This is a genomic window from uncultured Oscillibacter sp., assembly GCF_910584465.1.
GTDB lineage: Bacteria > Bacillota > Clostridia > Oscillospirales > Oscillospiraceae > Oscillibacter.
Map to the genome: position 1 here is coordinate 1 of NZ_CAJUBK010000073.1, position 9,649 is coordinate 9,649.

12 protein-coding genes are annotated in these 9,649 nt (G+C 61.4%); 2 read left to right on the top strand and 10 right to left on the bottom strand.

The window, feature by feature from the left end; all coding sequences use genetic code 11:
- Together QZ332_RS11970 and dapA are read left to right on the top strand one after the other, a co-directional pair.
- Positions 1-507 (top strand): Asd/ArgC dimerization domain-containing protein (locus QZ332_RS11970; RefSeq protein ID WP_295765703.1); only part of this gene is annotated, 507 nt, incomplete at its 5' end.
- Between the two features lie 99 nt (positions 508-606).
- The gene (dapA, locus tag QZ332_RS11975; RefSeq protein ID WP_295765705.1) at positions 607-1,494 is read left to right on the top strand and encodes a 4-hydroxy-tetrahydrodipicolinate synthase; all 888 of its coding nucleotides are present in this window, start codon (positions 607-609) and stop codon (positions 1,492-1,494) included.
- Positions 1,495-1,722: 228 nt separating this feature from the next.
- On the opposite strand, the gene QZ332_RS11980 is transcribed toward dapA, so the two are convergent.
- The 10 genes from QZ332_RS11980 to QZ332_RS12020 form a co-directional block, all read right to left on the bottom strand.
- Positions 1,723-2,388 carry an SMI1/KNR4 family protein gene (locus tag QZ332_RS11980; protein ID WP_295765707.1) on the bottom strand — a complete coding sequence of 222 codons (666 nt, stop codon included), beginning with the start codon at positions 2,386-2,388 and terminating at the stop codon, positions 1,723-1,725.
- A gap of 227 nt (positions 2,389-2,615) precedes the next feature.
- A complete protein-coding gene (locus QZ332_RS11985; protein ID WP_295765709.1) occupies positions 2,616-3,812 on the bottom strand; it encodes a hypothetical protein in 1,197 nt (398 codons plus the stop codon).
- Positions 3,813-4,314: 502 nt separating this feature from the next.
- Positions 4,315-5,190, bottom strand: coding sequence for an IS30 family transposase (locus tag QZ332_RS11990; protein WP_295765711.1), 876 nt, complete (start codon positions 5,188-5,190; stop codon positions 4,315-4,317).
- Positions 5,191-5,231: 41 nt separating this feature from the next.
- On the bottom strand, positions 5,232-5,504 hold the full coding sequence (locus QZ332_RS13835) for an XF1762 family protein (protein WP_363324024.1): 273 nt from the start codon (positions 5,502-5,504) through the stop codon (positions 5,232-5,234).
- Positions 5,504-7,387: a DNA cytosine methyltransferase gene (locus QZ332_RS11995; RefSeq protein WP_295765713.1), complete on the bottom strand. Its 1,884-nt coding sequence runs from the start codon at positions 7,385-7,387 to the stop codon at positions 5,504-5,506. Before QZ332_RS11995 ends, QZ332_RS13835 begins: the two co-directional genes overlap by 1 nt.
- 35 nt (positions 7,388-7,422) lie before the next feature.
- Positions 7,423-7,725: a DUF4406 domain-containing protein gene (locus tag QZ332_RS12000; protein WP_295765715.1), complete on the bottom strand. Its 303-nt coding sequence runs from the start codon at positions 7,723-7,725 to the stop codon at positions 7,423-7,425.
- Between the two features lie 77 nt (positions 7,726-7,802).
- Positions 7,803-8,090 carry a hypothetical protein gene (locus QZ332_RS12005; RefSeq protein WP_295765717.1) on the bottom strand — a complete coding sequence of 96 codons (288 nt, stop codon included), beginning with the start codon at positions 8,088-8,090 and terminating at the stop codon, positions 7,803-7,805.
- 54 nt (positions 8,091-8,144) lie between these two features.
- Positions 8,145-8,816 (bottom strand): DNA methyltransferase, encoded by a 672-nt coding sequence (locus QZ332_RS12010; RefSeq protein ID WP_295765719.1) that lies wholly within the window; start codon positions 8,814-8,816, stop codon positions 8,145-8,147.
- A complete protein-coding gene (locus QZ332_RS12015) occupies positions 8,813-9,169 on the bottom strand; it encodes a hypothetical protein (protein WP_295765721.1) in 357 nt (118 codons plus the stop codon). Before QZ332_RS12015 ends, QZ332_RS12010 begins: the two co-directional genes overlap by 4 nt.
- A 3-nt stretch (positions 9,170-9,172) precedes the next feature.
- A partial coding sequence (locus QZ332_RS12020; RefSeq protein WP_295765723.1) for a hypothetical protein occupies positions 9,173-9,649 on the bottom strand: 477 nt, incomplete at its 5' end.

Consider the following 9,649-nt stretch of genomic DNA (forward strand, 5'->3'; position numbering starts at 1 on the left):
TGGCCGGAGATGGTGGACAACTGCATCCCCTACATCGGCGGCGAGGAGGAGAAGAGCGAGCGGGAGCCCCTCAAGCTGTGGGGCCGGGTGGAAGGCGGCAGGATCGTCGCAGCCGCCGGGCCCGCCATCACCGCCCAGTGCTTCCGGGTGGCCTGCCAGGACGGCCATATGGCGGCGGTGTTCGTGAAGTTCCGGGAGGGCGGGAAGCCCTCCATCCAGCAGATCAAGGCCGACTGGGCCGCTTTCCGGGGCCCTGCCCAGGACCTGGCGCTCCCCTCCGCCCCCAAGCAGTTCCTCCACTACTTCGAAGAGCCCGACCGGCCCCAGACCCGCCTGGACCGGGACCTGGAGGGCGGCATGGCCATCTCCCTGGGCCGCCTGCGGGAGGATACGCAGTATGACTATAAGTTCGTGGGCCTGAGCCACAACACCCTCCGGGGCGCGGCGGGCGGCGCGGTGCTGCTGGCCGAGCTGCTGTGCGCGAAGGGCTGGATCGAAGCGAAGTGAGCCCCCCGGGGCATCCCCTGTTCACGAAAGAGACGGTCCCCGCCAACGGGCGGGCCGTCTCTTTTTATTGATCTTTCGATGGAAAAGGAGCTGAGTTCTGTGAAGCGACCGATCTTTACAGGTTCTGCCGTGGCGATCGTCACGCCGTTCAAGGACCGCGGCGTGGACCTGGAGACGCTGGAGGGGCTGCTGGGGTTCCAGCTGGAGAACGGGACGGACGCCGTGGTCGTCTGCGGCACCACCGGAGAAGCCTCCACCATGACCTACGAGGAGCGGGCGGAGACGATCGGAGCGTGCGTCCGGCACGTGGGGGGCCGGGTCCCGGTGATCGCCGGGTCCGGGTCCAACTCCACGGAGATCGCCGTGGCCCTCTCCCAGGAGGCGGAGCGTCAGGGGGCGGACGCCCTCCTGGTGGTGACCCCCTACTACAACAAGGCCACCCAGGCCGGGCTGATCCGCCACTACCGCACCATCGCCGACGCGGTCTCCATCCCCATCATCCTCTACGACGTCCCCTCCCGCACCGGGGTCTCCATCGCCCCGGAGACCTACGCCGCTCTGGCGGAGCATCCCAACATCGCGGGCGTCAAGGAGGCGTCGGGGGACCTGGGGAGCATCCAGCGGACCCGCGCCCTCTGTCCCGAGGACTTCTGCATCTGGTCCGGGAACGACGATGAGACCGTCCCCATCTGCGCCCTGGGGGGCAAGGGGGTGATCTCCGTGGCGGCGAACGTCCTCCCCGCGGAGATGCACCGGCTGACCCAACTCTGCCTGCAGGACCGGTTCACCGCCGCCGGAGAGCTGCAGGTATCCTTGAAGGACTTCTGCGACGCCATGTTCTGCGAAGTGAACCCCATCCCGGTGAAGACGGCCCTGTCCCTGCTGGGATGGAGGGTCGGGGAGCTCCGCTCCCCCATGTGCCCGCCCTCGCCGGAGCACCTGGAGCATATCAAGACCGTGCTGGCCAAGTACGGGCTTTCCGTGTAAAGGAGAAGTACTGTCCGGCTCTCCGGCGGTGCCCAGGCCCTCGAAGACCCGGCGGCGGACCGGATGGCGGGAAGGCGATCACTGCAGGAGGGGCCTGGAAGGGTAAGGATTTATAAAGAAGTTAAGGGCAAGACAGGCCACCACGGCTTGCCTTGCCCTTTTTATACTGCATAACCCACTATGACACTTTCAAGAAAAGTGTTCGTGGGGAGAGCGATAAACTGGAAGTTACCGTCTCAAACTCTCCTGATACCACTCGTAGGTAGGCTTAATACCTTCCTCGCGCTCAAATCGTTCTTCCAAAGCTCCATAAAAGTATAACTCCAGAAGTACCTTCAAATTTGGCAGAGCCTTTTCCCCATGTAGCAACCCATCTTCGCCGAGATACTGCTGGTCCCAATCAAATTCCTCATGGTCAAACCAGACCAAAGACCATGTGCTTTCGTCTTTTTCATCAATTTTATCCTCTGGCTGGGACAAATCAATGCACAAAGGCCCCCAACCGGCTCCCCAATCACCGATGGGGATCAAATTTTGAAAACAACCTTCCGGTAATTCACAGAAGTCCCGGATTTGCTGCAAAATCTCCATTCTCTGTGATATTTCACTCATGGCTCTGGGACCGTCAATTTCCAACCAAAGTGCACCAATATCGTCATCATCACCAACGATAGAACAAATCTGACTACTTCCACGAAGATTTTTGGGAAAACAAAATGAAGTCAAATAAGTTTTATAGAGTGAAGGAAGGGTTACTTGATGTTCCCGCTCAAAACCCGCAATCTCCTGTTCTGTAATCGGAGAAGGTTCAAATTCATCACTAGGGAACCACCCACGTTCTTTTAACTTTTGAAATGCTCCTGCGACAAATTCTCTTTCTTCTTGCGGCAACATTGAAATCTCCTCCTCGAATTGTTCGCTTGATGACTTCCGATTTGTCGATAGGTCGATTATAAAGCAACACCCACTGAGAATCAACTTCTTCTCAGTGGATGTTAACTTCCTTACAGGAGTTCGCCCAAGGGGCCCCTCCCGTTTTCGATCGATCCTCGGGACCTCAAAAAAGCCCCGGGAGCTCACTCAGCCTTCCGAAAGGAGTTCCTCGACAGGCGGAGCCTCCTTCATCCCGCTGTCCGCATCTCCTCCCAATGAGCCCCGATCGCCCGGATGTTCCCCTCCAGGGACTCGTCCTCATCGTAGAGCGCTTCTGCCGTCCACAGCTCCAGGTCGTCCCGGAACTCCGCGCCGGGCCCGCCGGAGCGGAAGTCCCCGCTCTCCGTGGACAGCAGCAGCTCACTGTCCTCCAGGAGGCCGTGGACCTCCTCCAGGAACGCCGCGATCTCTTGCGGCTCGAAGCGTTCATGGAGCTCGCCGAAGTTCATGTCGAAGACGACGCTCCCCTGCCGGACCACTCGTTCCTCCCCGGTCCCGCTCAGGGAGAAAAGCTCATAGGTATAGTCCGCATAGCCCTGATACATCGTGGGCAGGTAGCGGAGGAGATAGTCTCCCCCATCCACCCGGCAGGCGAAGCAGGAGCCCCAGCCCGGGTGGGCCTCGGCGAACGAAACGCCCCAACGAAGGCGGCCGTCCGCCGTCCGGACCCGGAGCTCATACCAGCCCACGAGGCGCCGCTCCTCATCCCCCAGCACCGTCACCAGTTCCACGATCTCCGGCTCCCCGTCGTGGTCGAAGTCATAGCTCCCCGGCAGGAGGTCCTGGCGCTCCTCCCACACGAGCCCCTGGATCTCCCCGTCCCTGACATCCACGGCGCAGGTGTAATGCGCCTGCGCTCCGGCATCCCCGCCCCGGCCGATCGTCAGGTCCAAGCTGCCCTCCGCAGTCCACACGCCCCAGGGCCCGTCGTCCGGCAGGAAGGTATGCTCCGGGATGGGACTTCCGTCCGGCAGGGCGAACTCCCAGCTGGTCCAACCCTCCGTCTCGACGATCGTGATGGCGCACCAGGTCCGGGCGGTCACGGCCAGGGCGGCGAAGCCGCCCTCCGGGGACCAGACGATGGACTGCCGGTAGGCCCCATCCCTCTCCCAGAGGACCTCGCCGGTCTCCGTGTCGACGATCTGGACCGTATCTGCCGGAGGGGCCTGTTCCGAGCAGGCGCCTGGGCCGCCCCGGCCCCTCGCCACCGCCATGGACCGCCCGTCCGGGGACAGGGGATCCCCCTCCAGGGGAGCCGACGCGGCGGGAGCGTCCTCCGGCAGCACGGGCGCCGGGCCCCCTCCCTCCGGCGGGACGTCCGTCCCCGCCTGCCCGCAGGCCGGCAGGAACACGAGCAGCATCAGCAAGCCCAGCAGTCTCCTCATAGCGCGATCCCCCTCCCCTCATGATCGGCATACAGTATAGACCGCCGCCCGTCCCCCTGTACCCTCAAAGCGGTAACACTTCTTTACGATCCGGTAACGGCGCGCCCCCGGCCCCGGCGGGCGCGGACGCCGCCCTGTCTCCGCAGGACGGCGGCCCGCCTTGCTTTCGTGGGAGGCGGGGCTAAGATCCCCCGATCCCCCGTCCAGGGATGCGGCCGGGCCGCGGCGCGGTCCCGGGACCGCGTCCGACCCTCCCACGGCGGGGGCCAGGATCCTCCCGGACCTCCGCCCGTACGAGGGGACCAGAAAAATATGCAAAATGTCAAGACTAAATTACAAAAAATATTAAAAAGTCCTTAATATCCCTAAAAACGAGGGGCTCACTCCAGGTGGGACCCTCGTTTTTTGCGCCTCCAGGGCCTGGACGGTGCAAAAAAGGCGCAAAGAATAGGCCGGTGCCTTTGGTAGGTCCCGACCTGGTCGTTTTTCAGTGTCCGGTTGATCATGCGGCCACAGTCATGTATTCGTCAAAAAGCATTTGAGGCGTTTTCCACCCCAGGATCCGGCGCGGATAGTTGGCCAACCACTTCTCCACCGTCGCCACCTCTGTCGCCGTTACGTCGTCGAAGTTGGTCCCCTTTGGGAAAAAGCGCCTTATTATCCGGTTCATGTTCTCATTGGATCCCCGTTCATAGGCGCTGTATGGGTGACAATAAAAAATCTTTGTGCGCGGTCTCCTTGCCCGCTTGGATCGCTCCATCCCCTTGCAGTCCTGGAACTCGCACCCATTATCCACGGTGATGGAGCGGAAAACCTCCCGGAACTTTGCCCCCATGCGTCGCTCCATGCGGTCCAGCGCCCGGACCACACTTTCCATGGTATGATCAGGCACCCACACAATGATAGGGTAACGGGTCAGCCGCTCGGTCAGCACCACCAGGGCGGACTTGCTGCCTTTGCATCCCACAACACTGTCCATCTCCCAGTTGCCAAAAGTTTCCCGGCTGTTGATCTCCTCCGACCGGTGTTCGATGGTCTCCCCCTTTGGTGGTCTGGTCCAGCCCTCGGTGTCCCGCCCCTTTCTCCCCTCGTTCCGCCGAGTGCCCTTATACAGCAGGTCCCGCTCGGTCAGGTCCAGGAAAATGTCACCGCGGTAGATCCAGTTGTAAAGGGTGGTCTCGCATATCTTTGTATCAAATTTTTTCCCGTCGATCTGGATCTGTGCCAGGGCCGCGCCAGGGGACCGCCGTTTATTTATAATCTGGTCCTCTATGTACTCCGCAAAAGCAAAATCTTTCCCCAGCTTAACGTCCGGCCCTTTGGCCCTTAAATTTTCCTGGTATCTCCGCTCCGCGACGTCCGCGCAGTATCTCTCCACAAATTCGTATCCGCTGGTTTGCTGGGCGCACAGGCCCCGCTCTATTTCATTTCACGGGCGATACGGGCGCAGGCTCCATACAAAATATTGCAAGCGTTATATGTCCCATCAGTACAAACCCGCCGGATCTCAATCGTCCGTCCATCGTCAAGTTTTCTTGCTATCGGCTGGCCTGCTATGGCCACTCCGCACAGGCGATCCCCATCGTAGCAGGCCACGGACCATTTATGCCCGTTTGTCGGTTGGTTGTGCCGGTGGTGCCTGGCCACATAGCTGTTGGCTTCCCGTAGTGTGATAGGCCGTATTGACAACATTACACCGCCACCGCCTTTTCCAGCTGCTCCATAGTGGTGATCTCCTCCCCGCACCACTCCGGCAGGTTTGCCCGCACCAGGGCCGTGGCAAAAGGCGGCGGGACCGCGTTTCCACACCTGGCCACCTGTTTGGTTTTGCCGTACTCCCTGCCGGTGTAGTCCCGATCTATTTTGTAGTCGTCCGGGAAACCGTTGGCCCGGTACAGTTCGCGGGGTGTCAGCATACGCAGGCCAATGTCCGCCATGAAATACCAGGCCCCGCCGATGGAGAACAGGATCACCTCTGTGTCCTCCAGGTGATAGTCGCAGAACTCATTCAGGGCCGCCCGTATTTTGGGCCAGTTCTGCAGGTCCGCCCCCGGCTCCGCCTTTACGATCCGGGTTGTCACCACGCCATGGTGTCCTCCGCCGGCGGTGATTGTCTGGAGCGGGTCCTGGGCTTGTCCTCCCAGGTTGGTGCCTTTCATCTTGACCATGTGGGCGGTCTGGAGTACGTTGTGGTCCACCGCTGTCACGGTAGGGAGGGGATCGGACGCCGCCACGCCCACCACACCGCCGTAAAATTTGGACAGGTTGGCCACCGTTACGCCCTCCCGGTCCCGTGTTGTTATCGTATGCAGCGGGGCCGCCGCGTCCTGGTTATGATCCCCGTTGTAATACTTTGTAAGTGTGGCCGCCGCCAGCCCGTAGCGGTTGGAGGCGTCAATGGTCATTATGGGATCGGTCACGCCCTGGCCCCGTACCCGCTCGGTTTGCTCGGTGTGATACTGGATCATGGCCGGACACACCACGCACTCCTCCGCCTTGGAAACCTGGGTGTTGGTTGGCTCCTCCATGCTCCGACAGCGGTCCCCGCCGCCCGTTTGGCCTATGGCCGCCAGGGTGGGGGTGATCAGCATTTGGTGGCCGCCCGCCCCGGTGCCCGTTATCGTGTTTACCGGATCGGTGATAGAGGTGCCCACAGCGTTCTGGTTGTTGTGCATAGTCAGCGGCGCCATGACAGGGGAGGCCACGCCATACCCATGTTTTGCTGTGATGGTCTGGAGCGGTTCCGCCAGCCCTTGCCCCCGGAACTCCCCGGCATGATTGACGATCACCAGAAACGGGGAGGCGGACCGGATCACGAATTTGTCCACGCCTCTGGCCACCCGCCGCATGGTATTCCTGGCCAGCGGACGGACCGCCGCCACGCCGTACCGCTCCCGGATCTCCTCCTTGGTTGCAAAAATGGAGGGTGTGGGCAGGTCCCAGTCTATGATCTCCGCCGCGCTGCGCCATGGCTTTTTAGTTCCCGCTCTGGCCTCCGGGCTGTCCGCCGGCGCATGGGTCGGTTCCGGCCACACAATGGGCCGCCCGTCGCTGCGGGCGATCAGGAAAAAGCGTTTCCGCGTGGTTGGCGCTCCATAGTCCGCCGCCACCAGTTCCCGCCATTCCACGGTGTAGCCCAGGGCCTCCAGCTGGCCCAGCCATTGGCGGAACGTTTGCCCGGTCTTTGACTTCACGGGCCGCCCCCGCCGCACAGGTCCCCAGGTCTGGAACTCCTCCACGTTCTCCAGGATAATCACGCGGGGGCGGACCGTCCCGGCCCAGCGCAGGACGATCCAGGCAAGGCCCCTTATATTCTTGTCCACGGGCTTGCCGCCCTTGGCTTTGCTGAAATGCTTACAGTCCGGGGAAAACCACGCTAGCCCCACCGGGCGGCCCCTGCACACCTCCACCGGGTCCACGTCCCACACGCTGGCCTGATAGTGCATAGTGTGGGGGTGGTTGGTCCGGTGCATTAGGATGGCGTCCGGGTCGTGGTTTATGGCTATGTCTACTACCCGGCCCGTGGCCAGTTCGATCCCCGTGGAGGCTCCGCCGCCGCCGGCGAAATTGTCCACTATGATTTCATCCAGTAAATTGATCTGCCCACGGCTCACCGCGTCCCGCCCCCTTTCACGTCCATATACAGGGCGCAGTCTTTCCCGGTCCTCTGGCACCACGCCCATTCAACCATGGCGCCCGCGCTCTCCTGGTAGTCCGGCAGGAACACGGCTAGGTCCGCCGCCTCCAGCATGGCCAGACAGATCCGCATATAGTCCACTTGCTCCAGGCCGTCCGGCAGGGTGGCCGGGTTCAGGACTACATGGCCCAGCGCCTCCAGGGTCTTGGCCGCCTCCCGAAACTTGGCTTTATATTTTCTGTCGCCGGTGATCTTCCCGGCTATGTAGATTTTCACAGGCTGCACTCCTTTTTCCGGCTTGCAATCCGCCCTGCCAGTTGGTATAATGCAGACAGCTGGACGGTTTCCGCCGTTCACTCCACCACCTGCGCCGTGTTGTCACCACCGGGCGCGGGTGGTTTCTCTTTTGCCTCATAGCTGATATGGGCCGCCGCCACCAGCTTGGCGATCTCCGCACCGATCAGCCCGTCCGGGTCCTCCGCCGCGTTCACGGCCTCCGCCGAAACGGTGGCCCGCTCTATGCTGGTCAGTCTGGCCCAGTCCTCGGTAACGCACAGGTGAAAGTCACCATTTGCCCACCTGTCAACCGAAATAATGATCCGTCCGCCGCCCTTTAGGGCGGTTCTCAATTTATCGCTCATTCCGTGGGTTTCCTTTCCGGCGGGCCATGGCGGCCAGCCGTCTAAATATTGTTTTCAAGGCTGCCCCCCCCCCGCAAAAATAGACATTTGCGCGGTGTGGGTGCTGTATCTCTCCTCCTGGGCTGTAAAATAGTCCGGGTCGATCTCAAACCCCACAAAGTCCAGGCCAGCGTCGTGGGCCGCGATCCGGCTGCTCCCGCTCCCCAGGTGGGTGTCCAGTATCTTCTCCCCAGGGTGTGCAAACTTGGAGAAGATCCAGGCATACAGGGCCACAGGTTTTTGAGTGGGGTGTATGCGGACCTCTTTCTGTTTCATGTTTCCCTGGAGCATACCCGCCCAGCGAAACCGAAACAGGCGGGCCGCACTTGGAAAACTGGTCCACGCCATTTCAAAGTCCGCAAAATCGCTGCCGCCGTTATCCTTGTCCCACACGATCCAGCAGGGTGTGTCCACCCGTGGCAGTCTGCTGGCGAAATGGTTTGCCCCGAAAATGATTTGATTTTTTGAAACCCTCACCAGTTCCCGGAAATACTCCGGTGGCGGGGCGTCCCGATCTCCTCCGGCGAATAGTTTATAGGCCTGCGCCATGGCCGCATGGCTGCGCGTTGCCGCCTTTGCTCCGCTCTCTCCTATACCATAGGGTGGATCCACCACGGCCAGGTCAAAATAGAGATCCGGCATTTTTCGCATGGCCTCCATGCAGTCCATGTTATAGGCTACATTCACCGCTCCGCCACCTCCTGGGCCAAAAACCACGCCGGGCTGTTCCGCTCCGCCTGGTGGGGGCAGTTTTCCGCGTCGCAGTTCTCCGCCGAACAGGTGGCGCAATAGGTCCGCTGGAAAAGCCCATCCCACGGGGTTTCTAATGCGGGGATGGAGGCCAGGAACTCCGCCAGGGCCTCCGGGGAGGCGGTGATCTTCTCAAAATATGTAATGCGCGGTTTCATCCCCTGGATCAGCGCGGCCTTTTGTTCCTCCAGCCTCCGCTTTGCTATTTCCGGGTTCCAGCCACAGGTCCCGCACTTTGACGGGTCCTCACACCCCACACCATGGGCGTGTTTACACTCGACGCGATCCACGGTTTACTCCTCCTCTTTGTGGAGGTCCACGCCCTCCAGGGCCTCCCACACGGCCCGCTCCCAGGCTTTGGCCCACCCGGATTTGGCTTTCCGCACAGCCTCCACCGCTATGGCCTCGGTTCCGTCGTCCCACAGCAGGCGGCAGTTGTCCACCACTATGGCGCTGTCATGTTCCGCCGCGTCCCGCTCCACCATTCCCAGGTAGGACAGCGGGATTCCCCAGCAGGCCAAACTCTCCGCCTGGAAGATTTGAAACCCCTGCATGATCACCGGCACCAGGTCCACGTCGTCGCCGCGCTCACCGATCCGCCAGGCGTTCATTTCCTCGGCGGCGGTTTCCGGTATGACCAGCTGCGGGTTTAGGTCTTTCATGATGTTGGTGGGTTCATTGTCACCCGGTATCATCCCGGCGTGTTCCACGATGGTGGCCAGGACCTTGCGCGGCATGACCTCCCGGCGGGCCTGGATATACCAGGACTG